The following is a 17967-nucleotide window of genomic DNA, read 5'->3' as shown; positions in this document are numbered from 1 at the left end:
CGATGAGCGAAGAGCAGAAGGACGAACAAACGACCGAGGCAGGCGAAGAGATCAGCACCCACAAACAGGATGCTCCGGAGATCGTTGCCGAGACCGCCGAGACTCAGGATGCCGAAACAGCGGCGCCGGCCGAGGATGCCGCTCCAACCAGCAAAGCCGCTGCCGCGTCCGATGACGTCATCGCGCCCTCTGAACCCTTCGCGCTCGAGCACCCTCCCACACCGCCTCCACCGCCTGAACCCAGGAAGCAGACGCAGAAGGACAAAGACAAAGAGGAGGCCTCGCAGTCGCCCTTCTCGGTCACCGTCGGCCAGGTCTACGACGGTCCGCTCGACCTTCTGCTCGATCTCATCCGCAAGCAGAACATCGACATCTACGACATCCCCATCGCGCGTATCACCGCGCAGTTTCTGGAGTACACGCACCACCTGAAGCAGACCGACGTCGATGCCGCCGGTGAGTTTATCTACGTGGCCTCACTGCTCATCCACATCAAATCGAAGACGCTGCTGCCACGCGATCCGCTGGCAGTTGCCGCGGGCATCGATGAAGACCCCCGCCGCGAACTGGTTGAGCGTCTGCTGGAACACGAACGCTTCAAAGCCGCCGCGCAGATGCTGATGCAGAAACAACAGATCGAAGAAGCCACCTGGTCGAAGCCCGGCCTGAAGGCCTTTCTGCACGATGAAGGCGTGGATTCCGTCGACGGCGAACGCGAGATCGCTGCCGATACAGTCGACCTCGTACGCGTGTTTCAGGACATTCTGCAGCGTCTACGCGAACGTCCGGTGCACTCCATCAACGAGGACTCCGTCACCGTAGCGCAGATGATCGACTACGTGAAGCGCCGCCTGTTGATGGAAGACAAACCCGTAAGCCTGCGTCGCATGCTGCACAGCACGCACTCTGAGCGCGCACTGATCTGCACGTTCCTTGCCATGCTGGAACTTGTGAGACTACAGGCAATCCTGCTCCGCCAGTCTGAGCAATTGGGCGACATCCTCATCAAGAAGACCGACCAGTTCGAACAGGTCTTCGCCGATCAGGCACAGGTACGGGACGACTGGAGCTAATCAGGCTGCCAGTACATGGCCAGGATGCTTTTCGGCCCATTCACGTTCCCAGTGATCATTGCCAAAGCGACCCGCCAGCATGCCTTCAACGGTGAAGCCGTCGTCGAGCTTAGGGAAGATGACATACCAGCCTGCTCCTGAAACCTCTACCTCACTCAAGTCCTCGTTAGTCGCGTTCGCCATTACCTGCGAACGCTCTTTCGGGAAGGAAACAGTGAAGCCCTTCTTCAAGGTGACATGCATCAGCCCAGTCGCAGCATCAAAGCGAGCAGCGACTGCGTAAAGACCGCTCTCTTTGATCTTGCGACCGCGCTCTGCCGCAAGATCATGCTCTTCCTGTGTGACCATGCAACTCCTCCCATGCTCCACACAGAATAGCTCTATTTTCAGTAATAAATCGAGCCAGTGCGGTCTCTTCGGCAGCTGTCGTTCCTTCGCTTCTTTGAAGGACAACTGGGCCACCGCTACAATTCAAAAGAAAAACGGCCTGCACGCCCCTCCCACGAGCGTGTACATGCGCCGGTTCGTGATCGTCTGTGAAGATCATGACGCTAAAACCGCGAAATCTCAAAATAGTCGGCACGTGCCCTGTCTACCTCTCCACCGACCCAACCCACGAACTGAACGGCGGCAGCGTGACGTTCGTCAACGACGACGCACCCTTGAGCGAAGGTTCATCCGTCAGAATCGTCTTTACTCGGTTGCCTTTCACGCCTGCTTCCGAAAGGTCAAGCGAGACGGTCTGTGGCTGCGCCGACATATTCAACATCACCACGACAGCGGTCGCACCTGCAGGCGCTGTACGCACATAAGACAGCACGTTCTCATTCGCGCGGTCGAGCATCACAACACCGCCGTCGTGCAGCGCGGGAAGATCGCGCCGCAGACGAATCAGTTCCTTGTGCCAGTTCAACAGCGAGTTGGGATCGGAGCCCTCGGCCTCCACATTGATCGTCCTGTAGTTCGAAGCCACAGGCAGCCATGTCGTAGAAGCTGTGCTGAAACCGGCGTCCGTAGAACCATTCCACTGCATAGGAGTGCGTTCACCGTCACGGCCCTTTTCCTTGGGCCAGCCGGTAATGCCAATGGGGTCCTTTACGTCCTCTACGCGCGTTGGCGTTGAGGTGACCATGCCCAGCTCTTCGCCGTAGTACATCAGCGCCGTCGAGCGAGAGGTAAACAGCATCGTCGCCAGCAGCTTGGCGATCTGCACGTTGTGCACGCCATCACCGTAGCGGTCCCAGCTGCGCGCATTATCGTGGTTGTCGAAGACCAGCAACGGCTGTGAACCGTGCACCTGTGTTTCGACCTCTTCAATCCGATCACGAAAGTTCGAAGCGCTTAACTTATCGGAAAACCCGACGATCATATCCATTGGCAGTTGCAACTCATTGTGAGCCGCGCCGCCATACCATTTGTCGAGTTCGGCGGTGTTCGGCAGATAGGTCTCCCCAATCAGCACGCGATTGCCAGGATACTTCGCCACCATCGCGCGCATGCGGCGAATCGTCCCATGCACCTCCGGCAGGTTATCGGTATAGAGGGACTCCACATTCGGGTCGCCCTGCGCGTTGGTGCCCCCGGTCTCCGGGTTGTTGCGCAACTGCGGGTCTTCAAAAAGGGAAGGAATCGCATCCAGACGATAGCCCGCAACGCCGCGATCAAGCCAGAACTGCATAGATGCAAACATGGCTTTCTCCACCTGAGGATTGCGCCAGTTCAAATCCGGCTGCTGCTTATAAAAGTTGTGATAGTAGAACTGTTTGACCTGCGGGACCCACTCCCACGCTGAGCCACCAAATCCTGAAATCCAGTTATTCGGCGGCACAACACTGCCGTGCAGTCCTTCGTGCGCGTTCTTGCCTGTGCCCGGTACGCCGTCATTCCACACATACCAGTCATGCTTCGGATTGCCACGCGAACTCGCCGACTCGATGAACCACGGATGCTTGTCCGAAGTATGGTTCAGCACCATATCGAGCACGATGCGAATATTGCGCTTCTTCGCCTCAGCCACCAGGTGATCGAAGTCGGCCAGCGTGCCGTACTGCGGGTCGACGTTCTCGTAGTTCGAGATGTCGTAGCCAAAGTCCACCTGCGGCGATGGGTACATCGGAGAGATCCAGATCGCGTCGATGCCAAGCTTCTGCAGATAATCCAGCCGCTGCGTAATGCCGTTCAGGTCGCCGATACCATCGCCATTGGAATCCTGAAACGACCGCGGATAGATCTCATAGATCACAGCATGTTTCCACCACGTCTCGTCACTCGAAGGCGTGGCAGCAGCCTTCACAGCACCGGCATCAGCGGTGGGTGTTTGTGCGGAGATGGATCCGCAGAACAGCATCGGAGCGATAAGAAGAGGAAGGAGATTTCGTGTTCGAAGCAGAAGGTGTCGCATTTCCATGAAGGTCCCTGTTAGAAGGAAACCTTACCATGCGAAGGAAATAGTTGCCGATACCTTAGAGCATTTTCACGAATAGTGTGTTGTAGGAATGAACTACCGCAGGTGTGGTGTGTAGATGAACCACCACAGAACTGTCATCTCGACCGGAGCATGATGGTTTTATCGTCATGCGTAGTGGAGAGACCTGCAGCTTGTCCGCGCAGGCGATAGTGCCGGTACGAACAAGCTGCAGGTCTCTCCACTACGGCGGCAAAGAACGCCGCCTTCGGTCGAGATGACACAGTATGTGTGGGATCTAAATCAAAAATCTTGCGAAGTGCATAGGCCACGTTTACCGCGGCCCATACACATCGCATCTCAACGAGCCTTAGATTACTTCGCCGCCGTCTCGATCTCTTTCAGCTCGTCATCCGACAGCGAGATCTCCGCAGCCTTCAGGTTCTCTTCAAGGTGCGCAACCGACGATGTTCCAGGGATTGGCAGCATCACCGGGCTGCGATGCAACAGCCATGCCAGCGAGATCTGCGACACAGTCGCTCCATGCTTCTTCGCCAACTCATCCAGCTTGCCGCCTGGCTGAGCCAGCTTCCCGGCAGCCACTGGGAACCACGGAATGAAAGCCAGGCCTTCTTTTTCGCAGTACTCGAGCACGTCCTCGTGCTGCCTGTCGCCGACGTTGTACATGTTCTGCACGCTGACGATCTCGACTACCTTGCGTGCCTGCTCAATCTCCTTCGGCTTCACCTCGCTCAAGCCGATGTGCCGAATCTTGCCTGCCTTCTGCAGCTTGGCAATCTCTCCCAGAGACTCCTCTACCGGCACCTTCGCATCGATCCTATGCAACTGCCATAGATCGATGGTGTCGGTCTTCAGCCGACGCAGGCTCATCTCAACCTGCTGCGTCAGATACTCGGGACGCCCCACAGGCAGCCACTGGTCGGGCCCCTGCCTGGTCAAACCGGCCTTGGTCGCAACCACTACGCCCTTGGCATAGGGGGAGAGGGCCTCACCGATCAGGCGTTCGCTTACGTCCGGCCCGTAGCTATCAGCCGTATCAAAGAAGTTCACACCCAGCGCTACCGCGCGCTTCAGAACGCGCTTAGCCTCTTCCGCATCCACAGGCTCACCCCAGATACCCTTGCCGGTCAGCCGCATCGCCCCATAGCCGAGGCGGTTCACTTCCAGGTCGCCACCAATCTTGAACGTCTTCTGCACTGTGCTCATTGTCTTCTCCAGGCAACACTCTGTTGCCACTTTCTGATGCTTTCCGGGCGTCACTCGATGCCAGCCTTTCTTCTCCGGCTATCGATTAGCGGCTCCTTCAAGAAAGCAAATGCATTAGTCTGAACACATAAACGCCATTCCCTCCCTCAGGAGCCCCGCTTGCGCGCACACGCCCTTCGTGTCTCGGTTGTCCTCTTTCTTTTTGCGATGCTTCTCACTCCTGCGGCCCAGGCCAAATCTGAAGCCAAGCCCTGGCCGATTCGCGCCGTCGTCATCGCTACCTTTGAGGTCGGCAACGACACCGGCGACTTCCCCGGCGAATTTCAGTTCTGGGTCGAACGCGAACACCTGACCGAGGTCATCGACTTCCCCGGCGGCGTGCACCCGCTGCGCACCAATCCCGAACACACTATCCTCGGCATGGTCAGCGGAACGACGCTGGTAAACTCCAGCGCCTCCATGATGGCGCTGGGCCTCGATCCGCGCTTCGATCTCAGCCACGCCTACATCCTGATCAACGGCATCGCGGGCGTCGACCCCAACAGCGCTTCGATCGGCTCAGCCGCCTGGGCCAACTACGTCGTCAACGACGTCGCCCGCGAGATCGACCCGCGCGAGGCCCCCGCCGACTGGCCCTACGGCATCTTTCCCAACGGAGCACACGCTCCGAAACCAGCCACTGTGCCTGCAGCCACGTGGATGCACTCGAATCTCTACCCGCTGAACCCTAAGCTCGCCGCCTGGGCCTTCGCTCAGACCAAGGACCTCAGCCTTGGCGATGACCCCACCGTCGCGGAGTTCCGCAAGGGCTTCACCGGTTATCCAAACGCTCAGCGGCCGCCCTTCGTCCTCATCGGCGACACCTTCGCCTCCGACTACTACTGGCACGGCAAGATCATGACCCAGTACGCCGAGGACTGGGTCAAGCTCTACACCGGCGGCAAGGGCACCTTCGTGATGACCGAGATGGAAGACTCCGGCTTCATGAACGCGATCGAACGCCTCGCTCCCATGCACCGTGTCGACCCGAACCGCGTGATGGTGCTGCGCACAGGCAGCAACTACTCTATGCAGCGGCCCGGCCACGATGCCGTCGAGTCAGTCACCGCGCCTTACATCGGCACCAAGCTCGCCTTGGAGTCCGCCTGGCTCTGCGGCAGCACGGTGCTGCACAACCTCCTCGCGCACTGGGATACGACCTACAGCCACATTCCAGGGAATTAAAGCGGCTTCACGATGAGTGCGATGAAAAGCAAGCTTTTTTTGACCTACCCTAAATCTGTCATCTCGACCGGAGGAGGCGTCCTTTGCCGCCGCAGTGGAGAGACCTGCAGTTTGCTGGAATAGGCAATCGTGCTGATACGAGCAAGCTGCAGGTCTCTCCGCTACGCATGACGATAAAACCATCATGCTCCGGTCGAGATGACAAAGTAGGAATAGATCCGAAGAAGACCTCGCTAAACTATCCGAGAAGATGCTTTAAATCCCACCCAACACCCGCTCATACACCTCAGCCATCTCCTCGCCAAAGCAACAAAACTCTACCCTCTCCACACCGCACGCCTCTGCCAGCTCCCGACACACCCGCACGGCAATATCCGCGGCCAGCTCTTTCGGATACCGATAGATCCCAGTCGAGATCGCCGGGAACGCCATCGTCCGCACACCATGCTCTCGGGCCAGTTCAAGACACCGCCGATAGCAGCTGGCCAGCTTCTCCGGCTCGCCCAGGCCGCCGCCGTTCCAAACCGGCCCTACTGCGTGGAAAACCCATCTGGCCGGCAGCCGAAACCCCGGCGTCGCCTTCGCATCTCCGGTCTTGCAGCCATGCAGCCTTCGGCAGGCCTCCACCAGATCCGGACCCGCCGCACGGTGGATCGCCCCGTCCACACCCCCTCCACCAAGCAGCGAACTGTTGGCAGCATTGACGATAGCGTCCACTTGAAGCTTGGTAATGTCTCCTCTTTTGACCTTCAATTCGGCCATCGCACCCCCCTGCACTCCCGAACTGAGATGCCGCCCCCTATCCGGACGCGATTTCCACACTCACTGGTAAGCTCATCCACTCATCAAAAGTTAACGTGGTTTTCATTTATAGGCCCAATCGGCGGTCTAGGCTGGAGACAACTAGCATCTATCCTCGACAGAACTTCGCAAGGCGACCCAACATGGCAACTCCCGTATCCGAAGCTTCCGTTCTAGCCTCAAGCTCCGCGCAAGGCTCCATGCTCGATGCCAAACTGTCGAAGTCGTCCCCCGGAAAGTGGGGCGCAATCATCTTCGGCATCATGCTGGTCGCAGGCTTGATCTACATCGGAACGCATTTGAGCTCGGACCTTTCGGTCGTCCACTCCGCGTCAGTATTTCCGTTCATCCTGTTGGGTATCGCGCTCTTCATCGCGCTTGGCTTTGAGTTCGTCAACGGCTTCCACGACACAGCGAACGCCGTCGCCACCTGCATCTACACGCACTCGCTAGAGCCTCACATCGCCGTGGTCTACTCCGGCATCCTCAACTTCATCGGTGTACTTCTGAGCTCAGGCACCGTGGCCTATGCCATCGTTCAACTGCTGCCCGTTGAACTGATTCTGAAGGTCAGCAAGGGCTCGGGCTTTGCGATGGTCTTCGCCCTGCTGGTTGCAGCCATCCTCTGGAACCTCGCCACCTGGTGGAGAGGCTTGCCCGCCTCCAGCTCACACACCATGATCGGATCGGTCATCGGCGTCGGCGTTGCCAACCAGCTCATTCATGGCCGGTCCGGCGTCAGCGGCGTGGATATGGATCAGGTCACCAAGGTCTTCAAGGCTCTGCTGGTCTCTCCGCTCGTCGGCTTTGCCATGGCCGCCGCGCTCTTCTTCCTCTTCAAGCTGGTCGCCCGCGATCCGCGCCTCTACAAGGCGCCTGAAGGCACCGCGCCGCCACCGTTCTACATCCGCGCACTGCTCATCCTCACCTGCGGCGGCGTCAGCTACTTCCACGGATCCAACGACGGCCAGAAGGGCATGGGCCTCATCATGCTCATCCTCGTCGGCACCGTTCCCACGGCCTACGCGCTCAACCACACCGTCGGCAAGGGCGAAGTACAAACCTTCGCCGCTGTCTCCACCCAGGTAGCCGGCGCGCTCCACAACTACGAAGACCCCAACGCCGTTGTTGGCGACGCACAGGCCGAACTCGAGCGCTTTGTCACCGATCACAAGTATCAGCCGGAGACCACGCTCGCCCTCGAGCAGATGGTCACCGACATCCGCAACGAAGCCACCGGCTACGGTTCGCTCAGCAACGTACCCGCCGAGATGCAGGCCAACGTCCGCAACCAGATGTACTTGACCAGCGCGACCCTCACCCTGCTGCCCAAGTTCGGCCCCAAGCTCTCGGCCGGCGACACTGCGGTCCTCGCCAACTATAAGAAGTTCCTCGACAAGTCGACCAAGTTCATTCCGACCTGGGTGAAGGTTGCCGTCGCTCTGGCCCTCGGCCTCGGCACCATGATCGGCTGGAAGCGCATCGTCGTCACCGTCGGCGAGAAGATCGGCAAGACGCACCTGACTTACGCACAGGGCGCTGCCGCTGAGATTACCGCCATGATCACCATTTGGCTTGCCGACACCTACGGGGCACCGGTAAGCACAACTCATGTGCTTAGCTCCGGCATCGCCGGAACGATGGCATCCAGCGGCAGCGGCCTGCAGATGTCGACGGTTCGCGACATCGCCCTTGCCTGGGTCTTTACCCTTCCCGCAGCAGCGACACTCTCGGGTTGCCTCTTCTTCCTGTTCAACAAGATCGCTGGCTAATCTCAGCTGCAATCGCGAACTGCGGTAGCCTCGGCTACCGCAGTTTTCTTTAACGAGGGCCTGCCGCGTCAAAGGAGATGCTGGGGTGCAAAACTCCTTAGATTAGATGCCGGGACGTATTTGAAAGTATGTTGGAGTCCATAGATTTGGTCCAGCCTGCAAAGGGATCTTCGGGTTGAGTCAGAGAGCACAGGATCGCTGTTGCCACGATCATTACAGCGGCGCGGATGCCTGTTGAATATTGCTTGGTCACCGAGTTCTAAGGGGACTCCTGAGATGTCTCTGATTCCTGCGCAAGAAACTTCGAAATCACGGATTGCACTTGCTGGATTCCGACAGTTGGGTCGGAACCGAAGGCAAGCGGCCGCATTGTGAGGCCATTGGTGAGCACGAGTCTAAGGACAGGGACACCGCGGTCATACGCCACAACGCAACTATCGATGTCCGACAACTTCACTGTTCGCGTATGAAGGGTAAGGCCGACAAGCCGCGTCACGAAGACACCGGAGCCAGTGTCTCGTGAGAGTGTCATGCGGTGAGTCACATCCGCCAGCACCAGGCCGGGAAGCAGACACAAGACAGGTACGCCGACGCAAATGAAGAGGCGAAGGCGCTGCGAGACGGAGGGACTGTTGATCCCGCGGAAATAAAGAAAGAGGGCGCCACCGGCGAGCACGGGAACAAGGAACAGGTAGATCATTGCCAGATACTGGTACGAAGTGGGAGTTTCCACGACGAGCAGTCGCGAAGTATGGGCCAGTATCTTGTAATCGACCAGATCAATCATGGCTACACCTAGCTAACTTCGGCACCAGTGCGTGTGAGACACCGATGTGAACAATGGTGCTCGTTGCCTGCATCTCACACTGTGGCTGATCTGGTTCGCCCTTGGGCCGCATCGTTTTTCTACCAGTTTCCAGCACATTCTGCTACGACTTTGGGGAAATTCTAGATCAACAAATACCCCTTTTCATCAGGTTTTATAGGGACCTTGTTGGTTTTTCAGGATCGACTCCTTAGTCTGGCCCCTGAGCATCTCGCAAAAACGCGAGATGCCACTCTCAGAATGACGGCGCTGAGGTAAATTGCGTGAAACACCCATTGCGAAGTCTGCAATAAGTGCACCGACAGCTGGAACCTGCATCTCACTTATATCGTCCATTAGTCGTACGGAACGGAAATCGGAAAGGACGAACAGAAAAATCGATTCAACACGATACTATTGCGATGATGAAAGCAACAGTTCGGGAGACTGAATGACGACGCAGTACGACTATGGCCGGCGCGGCCCCGGGATCTTTTCTGCCCTGGTACTGGCGCTCATACTTGGCGCTGTGGCACTGGGGATGTTCGTCCATCATGCCCGGCAGGGCTTCCCCGGCAAGCTGGCGTCCCTCATCACCGGCAGGCCGTTGAACATCGTCTCCGCTCCGATGGTGATTGAAAGAATTCAGCGGTTAAACCGCCTGGAGAGCGTCATCTATTCGCTGGACACGGTAGTGGAAGGAGACAAGTCAAACCCGATTCTTCCCGACGCGCTGGCAGGAGACCGCATCCTGATGATCGTGCAAGGGCAAACGATCGCAGGCGTCGACTTGAGCCAGATGAAACCAGAGGACGTACAGATTACCGAAGGCACCGGCGAGCGTTCGATCAAGCTGACGCTGCCGCCTTCGCAGGTATTTCTTACCACCATCGACAACGCCCATACGCGAGTGTATTCACGCGACACAGGCCTGCTGGTTCCAGCCGACCCCAACCTCGAAAGCCAGACGCGCGCCAAGGCACAGCAACAGTTGCAGACAGCAGCACTCTCCGACGGCATTCTCGACACAGCGTCGAAGAACGCGCGGACAACCGTAACAGCCATGCTTGAAGGCCTCGGCTTTGAGCACGTCGAGGTGAAGTAGCGAGTGCGAATCACCCCAATCGACCGGCGCCTCTCCGAAACCGCGCCACACGCCCTAGAAACTTTGCCTGACACAGAAGCGTACCCCCAACATCCTGCGGGATGCATTGCATGAATCAGCTAGCCCCGGCCCCGATCGCTCCAACGACCTTCCCAGCCGCTCCCACCTCCACGGGAGAAGCCGCTGCAGCCCTGCAACCCGCTCAGGTCCGCAGCGAGCGCAAGCCAGCGCTGCCAGCGCTCACAGGCGTCCGCACGCTGCTGGCGTTGACGATCCTGCTCTTCCACTTCACGCCGTCAGGCCTGCGCTGGGAGGCTCACCCCTGGCTGTCGCTGTATCCGCTCATCGATATCGGCTATGTCTTCGTCAGCTTCTTCTTTTTGATCTCCGGCTTCATCCTCGCCTACAACTATGCGGACCGTCCCACACCGCTGAACGCCGTCGATTTTTGGATGGCGCGTTTTTCGCGGCTGTACCCGGTCTACGTGTTAACCCTCATCATCTCCATTCCCATGCTCATCGGAGAGTGGCACGTTCGTTCGCACACCCAGTTCTACGAGGGCGCGATCCTGACACCGCTGTTGCTGCAGGGCTGCTTCCCGCGCCTGGCCACGTTCTGGAACACCGTCACGTGGACGCTCTCGTGCGAGGTGATGCTCTATATCGCATTCCCCTGGCTCATGCGCCTGCGCTGGCCGCGAAGCTGGGGCAAACTGCTGGCCATGCTCGCTGTGCTGTGGGTCATCGGACTGATTCCGCACTCGATCTATGTCCTGCACGATCCCGATCACCTCGGACACATGGCCGACCGCTACAGCGATGGGTTCTGGATCAACACGCTGAAGTACACACCGCTGCCCTACGTCTGCACCTTCCTCGCAGGGTTGACGCTGGGACGTCTGCATGAGGCCGCAAAACTAGGCGTGCGCGGACGCATGATTCTTGGCCTGTGCGGCTTCACGGCAGCATGGTTTGTGACCTATCACCTCGTAACACGGCTGCCCTACATCATGATCCACGGCGGCCTGCTGACACCGATCTTCGGTGCGATTATCCTCGGACTCGCCGGCCCCAGCCCGCTGGCACGAGTATTTTCAATTCGACCGCTGGTAACCATTGGCGCTTCGACCTACTGCCTCTACCTGTTGCACTTCAACGTATTTCTTCTGCTGCACCTGAACCACATACCGGAGCGTCTGCACGTACAACGCTTCGATCCATGGATCTCGTATGTCTTCGTCGTGCTGCTGGCCCTTGCCGCGAGAAAGTTCGTGGAGCATCCAGCACAGGTGGCGATTGGGGCTTGGTGGAAGAAGAAACGCGCAGCACAAAAAGAACGCGCAGCCGTGGCGATAGGTTAGTGTCCTGGCTCGTTAGTTCGTCGAAGAATGAAATAGTAGTCGGTTGATTTAACCTCTGAACACTATGCAGGCATAGCGCGAAGCGCGTTCCAGAAGAAGCTCCAACTTCCGCTCACGGTTCCGTACACTAAGAGTCTTGGTGTTACCGTAAAACCGTCCCGGAGAATGTCTATGCGTGTTTGGATCGTCCTCTGTTTTCTCCTGCTGTTCCATGCCTCGGCCTCGGCCCAGCAGCGGCTCATCTACGACGACGATTGTTCTCAGGACGTCGATTGCGTGGCGACGTTGCCCATCCTGCACGCACTCGCCGATCGCGGCGAGATCAGAATTCTCGCGATGGTCGCCAACTCAGCCAATCCGCTTTCGGCTCCCACACTAAAACTCTTCGCCAACTACGCCGGACATCCGCAAACACCAATCGGTGCCAACCAGAGCAGCGAACCCGCAAATGCACTCTGCAAGAAGGACGCCTGCAACGAAAGTAAGTGGACCGAAAAGCTAGTAGCTCGCTTCGATCCCGGCGACACGCGCTCCCATTACCCCAACTGCGTTGCAGTCTATCGCAGTGCACTGGCACAGCAGCCGAAGCATAGCGTAGCTATCGTGGAGACCGGCTTCGCGACATGCCTCAATCAGTTACTCGCAAGCCCCGCCGATGCAACCAGCCCTTTGAGCGGCGCGGAGCTAGTTAAGCAGAAGGTAAAGATGCTCTCCGTAATGGGCGGTAAATATCCAACCGGCACCGAATGGAACTTCGAGTGCGATGCGCCTGGCTTCCACAAGCTCTTTGCACAGTGGACGCGACAGAACGGCTATCCGCCTGTCTATCTGAACGGCTTTGCGAATGGACTTTACATACTGGCAGGAGCTCCAGCCACAGCGTCTCCCACAGTCAATCCCACACGCTACGCACTGCAGCTTGCCGAAACCGACCAGCGTCCGATGTGGGACATGCTCTCCGCACTGTTCGCGGCGCGAGGCCTGGCCTATGAGGGAACAACCTACTTCACACAGAGCGCGCCGGGAACACTGACAGTAGATGCGGCCACGGGTGCGGACACGTGGTCCACCACAACCGACTCTGGACACTATGTGCTGACGAACGCCGCATCGAACGAAACGTTCTCTGCGCTATTCGACGGATACGCCCACAACACGGGCTTTCTGGCGAAAGAACCTGCAGCTACTGGCGTAAAAAAATAGCCGCTCTACGCAGTCACCAGCGAGCCCAGCTTTTCGCCCTGCACCACGCGTGCGATATTGCCCTTCTCGCGCATGCTGAAGATGATCATCGGCAGGCTGTTGTCCTTGCACAGTGACACCGCCGTCGTATCCATGACCTTGAGGCCAAGTTTGAGGATGTCCATGTAGGTGATCTCTTCGAACTTAACGGCATCAGGATTCGTCTTGGGATCGGCAGTGTAGATGCCGTCAACGCTGGTGGCCTTGAGCAGAACCTCGGCACCGATCTCCATCGCCCGCAGGCTGGCCGCGGTGTCCGTCGAAAAGTAGGGATTGCCGGTACCTGCGGCGAAGATGATGATACGGCCCTTCTCCAGATGCCGAATCGCGCGGCGACGAATGTAAGGCTCTGCGACCTGGTGCATCGCAATCGCGCTCATCACACGACAGAAGAGGCCGGTCTTTTCGATAGCGTCCTGCAAGGCAATCGCATTGATGACCGTAGACAACATGCCCATGTGGTCCGCGGCGACGCGATCCATGTGCACGGCCTGCTCGGCAACACCGCGGAAGAAGTTACCGCCGCCCACGACAATGGCAATCTGACAGCCAGTGCGGGCGACCTCGGCGATCTCATTGGCAATCGCGTTTACAAAGACAGCGTCGACGCCGAAACCACGGCCTGCGGCCAGGGCTTCTCCGGAGAGCTTGAGGAGGATACGTTTATACATATGCTATTGGTCAGTATCGCATGTTGACGCGGTCGCAAGAGCCCATCGCCTACGAGATATAGTAGGCGCGAAGGGTAATTTATGACCATGAGTAAATTGACTGGAGTCGGGCTCCTTCTGGGGATGTTCGCAGGGGTCAGTGTGTCGGTGATCGCACAGCAGCCGACGCCCGATTTCGGGCCGAACGTCCAGGTGTTCAGCCCATCCATGCTGCCAAAGGATATTCAGGCGCAGATCGATAAGGTGTACGCCGTGCAGCAGAGGAATGAGTTCGGTCCGGAGCGCAATGCCCTTCTCTTCCTGCCTGGCGAATACAAGGTAGACGTACCCATTGGGTTTTATACCGAGGCGATCGGGTTGGGAGCGTCGCCCGACGATGTCCGGATTGCAGGCGATGTGCATGCCGAGCCCGTACGCGGGACCAACGCGACGGTAACATTCTGGCGAACAGCCGAAGGTTTTAGCGTGACTCCGGCTGGCGGCACCATGCGCTGGGCTGTATCTCAGGCTGCCCCCTTCCGGCGAATGCACATCCACGGCGACATGGTGCTGCATAAGAATGGCGGCTGGGCCAGTGGTGGGTGGATGTCCGATGACCTGATCGACGGCACCGTGAACGCCGGACCACAACAACAGTGGATTGCACGGAATAGCGAGTGGCAGAAGTGGACCGGATCGAACTGGAACATGGTGTTCGTCGGCCTGGTCGGGGCTCCGGAGGGAGAATGGCCCAAGCCTCCGTTTACAAAGATCGCGCAGACGCCGGTGGTTCGAGAGAAGCCATTTCTTCAGGTGGATGCGAAGGGCAACTACAGTGTGCGCGTGCCGCAGCTGCGCAGGAACAGTGAAGGCATCACATGGCGCGCAGGTGTAACGCCGGGAAAGACGATTCCGCTGAACGAGTTTTATATCGCGCGTGCAGACCGCGATACCGCAGCCACCATCAATGCCCAACTAGCGAAGGGCAAACATCTATTGCTGACGCCGGGTATTTACGAGTTGAGCGAGGCTCTGCACGTAACGCGGGCGGATACCGTGGTGATGGGGCTGGGATTCGCAACACTCCGGCCAACACAAGGCAATGCGGCGATGACGACTGCGGATGCCGACGGCATCATCATCGCGGGGCTGCTCTTCGATGCGGGAGCCACAAAGTCTCCTGTTCTTCTGGAGGTGGGACCGGCAGGCAGCAAGACGAGACACCGTAACAACCCGATCTCGCTGCATGATGTGTTCTTTCGTGTGGGCGGCGCAGCGGTGGGACGTACAGACAGCAACCTCACGATCAACAGCAACGACACTATCGTCGACCACACATGGATATGGCGCGCGGATCACGGCACAGGCGTCGGTTGGGACAAGAATCTCAGCGCGAACGGCCTCATCGTGAATGGCAACGATGTGACCGTATACGGACTGTTCGTGGAACACCACCAGGAGTACCAGGTGCTGTGGAATGGGAATCGTGGACGGACCTACTTCTATCAGTCGGAGATTCCGTACGATCCGCCGAATCAGACAAGCTATACGAGCGCGCCAGGCGTAAATGGGTGGGCTTCCTACAAGGTTGCCGATAACGTGACGGCGCATGAAGCGTGGGGGCTCGGCATCTATAGCGTCTTTACAAAGCCCTCTGTCACATTGAGCCACGCGATTGAGGTGCCGGAGAAGCCCGGCGTACGATTTCACCACATGATTACGGTAGCTCTAGGCAAGCTGGGCGAGATCAGCAACGTCATCAACAAAACCGGCGGAGCAACAGCGACAGACCCGCGAGTAACACCTAAGGTTACAAACTATCCATAGCGTCGGCGGATTTGGGGTAATTCCACAAATCGTGTGAAGTAGCTCTTTTCGATCCCACCCATACCTCACACTACTATTCGTGGACTTAGCCCTGGAAGTAGGACCAGCTAAGAAAGAACTCAAGCCCGTTTTTTTGCAAGCGCCACAAGTGTACGATGTTGTGCAACATCCAAAATCAGTCGCAAGGAAGGATTCGTAGATGCAAAGCAGAATTGTAGGAACCACGATGCCAGTGCTGGAGGCATTGCTGCAGCCAGGCGAGGCACTTATCTCCGAAGCCGGCGAGCTGAGCTGGATGACCGCGACCATCGCGATGACGACGCACACGCAGATGGCGGGCGGTGGCGGGTTCTTCGGCGCAATCAAACGCATGGCCGGTGGCGGGTCGCTGTTCATGACCGAGTACACCGCGCAGGGCTATCCTGGCGAGGTCGCCTTCGCAACCAAGATCCCTGGGCACATCGTACCCATCGAGGTCGGCCCCGGGCACGAGTTCATGATCCATCGGCATGGGTTTCTATGCGCTACGCCGCAGATTCAGCTAGGTGTCGGCTTTCAACAGTCGCTGGGCGCGGGTATCTTTGGCGGCGACGGATTCCTGCTGCAGAAGGTTTCGGGTTATGGCACAGCTTGGCTGGAGTTGAGCGGCGAAGTCGTCATACGCGACCTGCAACCCGGCGAGACGCTGCGCGTACATCCGGGCCACGTCGGTGCGTTTCAGGCATCGGTGAGCTTCCAAATCACGCGCATCCAGGGCATTCGCAACATGTTCTTCGGGGGCGATGGCATCTTCCTCGCAGCACTCACCGGACCGGGACGCATCTGGCTGCAGACTCTTCCACTCGCCAACATGGCCCACGCCCTGCAACCCTATCTCTCCAGCGAAGGCAGCTCCCAACGCGTGGGCACTGCAGGAGTTGTTGGCGGAATCGTTGGATCTCTGCTGGACCGATAAAAGCGGGCCGTTCGGGCTCGGCTGAAAAATTGTTCGAATTTGTGAATTGTTCTGAATTACCGCGAATTTTGAGAATTGATTGTGGTACAAATCTCTCCTACTTCGCAAACAGATTTAGCGCAACTTACAGAGGAGAATGTTCATGGACGAGACACCGAACGGCCAGCCACAGCAGCCCGGCACAGACCCATCCTGGGGCACCCCCAACCCCAGCTACCCGCCGCCACCGTCACAATATCCTCCTCCGGCGCAGGCTTCGGGGGAAGGGCTGAGTGATAACGCTGCCGGCGCGCTGGCATATGTCACCATCATTCCGGCGATCATCTTCCTGGTCATGGCGCCGTACAATCAGAAGCCCTTTATCAAGTTCCATGCCTTCCAGTGCATTGGGTTAGTCGTTGTCTGGTTCTGCCTGGGTGTGATCGGCATCATTCCCATCCTGGGATGGCTCGTCTTTGGTCTCGGCTCTCTGGCTCTGCTGGTGACCTGGATCCTCTGCATCGTCAAGGCTTCGCAGGGTAGCGCGTTCAAACTACCGGTCATCGGAAACTTCGCGGCACAGCAGTCCGGCTATCAGATCTAGCTGATCTTGCAAAGACATGTTCTGCCATCGTTCTGCTGCGGTGTGCCACAAGAATCTTGACGCAACGTTTCGCTACGATACGCGACGGCTGTAGTGCTTAGGGAAGCATTTTCCCAAACACAAATGCCGTCGCGTTCCTTTGCGGACCGCCGCGCTCGTTGCGTCAAAGCTTTTGCAACGCCCGCAGCATGCAGCCCCGGCATTGCAGCCGCAAGCACTTGCCAAGTAGACTCGCTGGCATGACACGACTCCTTCGCTCCTTCTCTGCTGTTGTAACGGCCGCTCTGTTGGGCACATGTCTTATTCCGTGCGTGGCCCAGGACTGGGCCAAACAGATGCTCTCCAAAAGCCCACGGCACGGTGAGTACATCACCATCAAAGAGCCGAGTGGACGCGCGCTGCAGGCGTTCGTCGTATACCCCGAGGTCAAAGACAAAGCCCCGGTGGTAGTGCTGATCCACGAGATCTTCGGCCAGAGCGACTGGGCCAAAGAGATGGCCGATGAACTCGCGGGTGCCGGCTACATCGTGGTCGAACCAGATCTGCTAAGCGGCTTTGGGCCGCCGATGACGGGGCTGCCAGGCGACGCAACGAAACCAAAGGCCGCAGACACGAACAGCACGGCGACGCCGGAAGACCACGCGCACATGAACATGTCCGCGCCAACAACCGGCGCGGCCTATATGGCAATGTCGCCCGGCGGCACGGCGGCGTTTCCCAACCAGGATGCCGTTGTAAAAGCAGTATCGTCACTGGATGCCAGTGTCGTCACGGGAGACCTCGATGCCGCCGCGGACTACGGCAAGAAGCTGCCCTCGGCGAACGGCAAATTGTATGTCGCGGGATTTTGCTGGGGCGGCGGCAAGACCTTTCTATTTGCCACCCATCGCAAAGACCTGAACGCGGCGTTCGTGTTCTATGGCCCCCCGCCTCCGGCC

The 17967-nt window shown here is 58.2% G+C and carries 17 protein-coding genes; 10 read left to right on the top strand and 7 right to left on the bottom strand.

Annotated elements, in window-relative coordinates; genetic code table 11:
- Positions 1-2: 2 nt before the first annotated feature.
- A complete protein-coding gene (locus tag GSQ91_RS04480) occupies positions 3-1073 on the top strand; it encodes a ScpA family protein (RefSeq protein ID WP_158820040.1) in 1071 nt (356 codons plus the stop codon).
- On the opposite strand, the gene GSQ91_RS04475 is transcribed toward GSQ91_RS04480, so the two are convergent.
- The 4 genes from GSQ91_RS04475 to GSQ91_RS04460 all read right to left on the bottom strand — a co-directional run bounded on the left by GSQ91_RS04475 (position 1074) and on the right by GSQ91_RS04460 (position 4704).
- Positions 1074-1421, bottom strand: a complete 348-nt coding sequence (locus GSQ91_RS04475) for a DUF2442 domain-containing protein (protein ID WP_158820039.1) — start codon at positions 1419-1421, stop codon at positions 1074-1076. It lies immediately after the preceding gene.
- On the bottom strand, positions 1399-1620 hold the full coding sequence (locus GSQ91_RS26175) for a DUF4160 domain-containing protein (protein ID WP_371417084.1): 222 nt from the start codon (positions 1618-1620) through the stop codon (positions 1399-1401). The genes GSQ91_RS04475 and GSQ91_RS26175 overlap by 23 nt, the downstream gene beginning before the upstream one ends.
- 45 nt (positions 1621-1665) lie before the next feature.
- A complete protein-coding gene (locus tag GSQ91_RS04465; RefSeq protein WP_158820037.1) occupies positions 1666-3474 on the bottom strand; it encodes an alpha-glucosidase in 1809 nt (602 codons plus the stop codon).
- Between the two features lie 378 nt (positions 3475-3852).
- The gene (locus GSQ91_RS04460; protein WP_158820036.1) at positions 3853-4704 is read right to left on the bottom strand and encodes an aldo/keto reductase; all 852 of its coding nucleotides are present in this window, start codon (positions 4702-4704) and stop codon (positions 3853-3855) included.
- 159 nt (positions 4705-4863) lie between these two features.
- Between GSQ91_RS04460 and GSQ91_RS04455 the strand changes: the two genes are divergently transcribed.
- Positions 4864-5928 (top strand): purine nucleoside permease, encoded by a 1065-nt coding sequence (locus GSQ91_RS04455; RefSeq protein ID WP_254064355.1) that lies wholly within the window; start codon positions 4864-4866, stop codon positions 5926-5928.
- A gap of 255 nt (positions 5929-6183) precedes the next feature.
- Here the strand turns inward: GSQ91_RS04455 and GSQ91_RS04450 are convergent, their stop codons facing one another.
- Entirely contained in the window at positions 6184-6690 is a 507-nt protein-coding gene (locus GSQ91_RS04450) for an O-acetyl-ADP-ribose deacetylase (protein ID WP_158820035.1), read from the bottom strand.
- Positions 6691-6872: 182 nt separating this feature from the next.
- On the opposite strand from GSQ91_RS04450, the gene GSQ91_RS04445 reads away from it, so the two are divergent.
- Complete coding sequence (locus tag GSQ91_RS04445) at positions 6873-8501, top strand: inorganic phosphate transporter (RefSeq protein WP_158820034.1); 1629 nt, start codon at positions 6873-6875, stop codon at positions 8499-8501.
- 259 nt (positions 8502-8760) lie between these two features.
- Here GSQ91_RS04445 and GSQ91_RS04440 read toward each other — a convergent pair whose 3' ends face one another.
- Positions 8761-9288, bottom strand: a complete 528-nt coding sequence (locus GSQ91_RS04440) for a hypothetical protein (RefSeq protein WP_158820033.1) — start codon at positions 9286-9288, stop codon at positions 8761-8763.
- A gap of 469 nt (positions 9289-9757) precedes the next feature.
- On the opposite strand from GSQ91_RS04440, the gene GSQ91_RS04435 reads away from it, so the two are divergent.
- The 3 genes from GSQ91_RS04435 (at position 9758) to GSQ91_RS04425 (ending at position 12975) form a co-directional block, all read left to right on the top strand.
- Complete coding sequence (locus GSQ91_RS04435) at positions 9758-10411, top strand: DUF4230 domain-containing protein (RefSeq protein ID WP_158820032.1); 654 nt, start codon at positions 9758-9760, stop codon at positions 10409-10411.
- Between the two features lie 110 nt (positions 10412-10521).
- Positions 10522-11772: an acyltransferase gene (locus GSQ91_RS04430; protein WP_158820031.1), complete on the top strand. Its 1251-nt coding sequence runs from the start codon at positions 10522-10524 to the stop codon at positions 11770-11772.
- A gap of 171 nt (positions 11773-11943) precedes the next feature.
- Positions 11944-12975, top strand: a complete 1032-nt coding sequence (locus tag GSQ91_RS04425) for a hypothetical protein (RefSeq protein ID WP_158820030.1) — start codon at positions 11944-11946, stop codon at positions 12973-12975.
- A 5-nt stretch (positions 12976-12980) separates the two neighbouring features.
- Here the strand turns inward: GSQ91_RS04425 and pyrH are convergent, their stop codons facing one another.
- The gene (gene pyrH / locus GSQ91_RS04420) at positions 12981-13685 is read right to left on the bottom strand and encodes a UMP kinase (protein WP_158820029.1); all 705 of its coding nucleotides are present in this window, start codon (positions 13683-13685) and stop codon (positions 12981-12983) included.
- An 87-nt stretch (positions 13686-13772) separates the two neighbouring features.
- On the opposite strand from pyrH, the gene GSQ91_RS04415 reads away from it, so the two are divergent.
- The 4 genes from GSQ91_RS04415 to GSQ91_RS04400 all read left to right on the top strand — a co-directional run.
- Positions 13773-15491, top strand: a complete 1719-nt coding sequence (locus tag GSQ91_RS04415; protein WP_254064354.1) for a coagulation factor 5/8 type domain-containing protein — start codon at positions 13773-13775, stop codon at positions 15489-15491.
- Between the two features lie 199 nt (positions 15492-15690).
- Entirely contained in the window at positions 15691-16446 is a 756-nt protein-coding gene (locus tag GSQ91_RS04410) for a TIGR00266 family protein (RefSeq protein ID WP_158820028.1), read from the top strand.
- Between the two features lie 142 nt (positions 16447-16588).
- Entirely contained in the window at positions 16589-17029 is a 441-nt protein-coding gene (locus GSQ91_RS25655) for a DUF4870 domain-containing protein (RefSeq protein ID WP_158820027.1), read from the top strand.
- Between the two features lie 239 nt (positions 17030-17268).
- Positions 17269-17967: dienelactone hydrolase family protein (locus GSQ91_RS04400; protein WP_158820026.1), on the top strand; the 699-nt coding region annotated here is incomplete at its 3' end.

The sequence above is a fragment of the Granulicella sp. S156 genome (assembly GCF_009766105.1).
Taxonomy (GTDB): domain Bacteria; phylum Acidobacteriota; class Terriglobia; order Terriglobales; family Acidobacteriaceae; genus Granulicella.
Note: the sequence above shows the minus strand (reverse complement) of the source record. Positions and strands in the feature narration are given on the sequence as shown.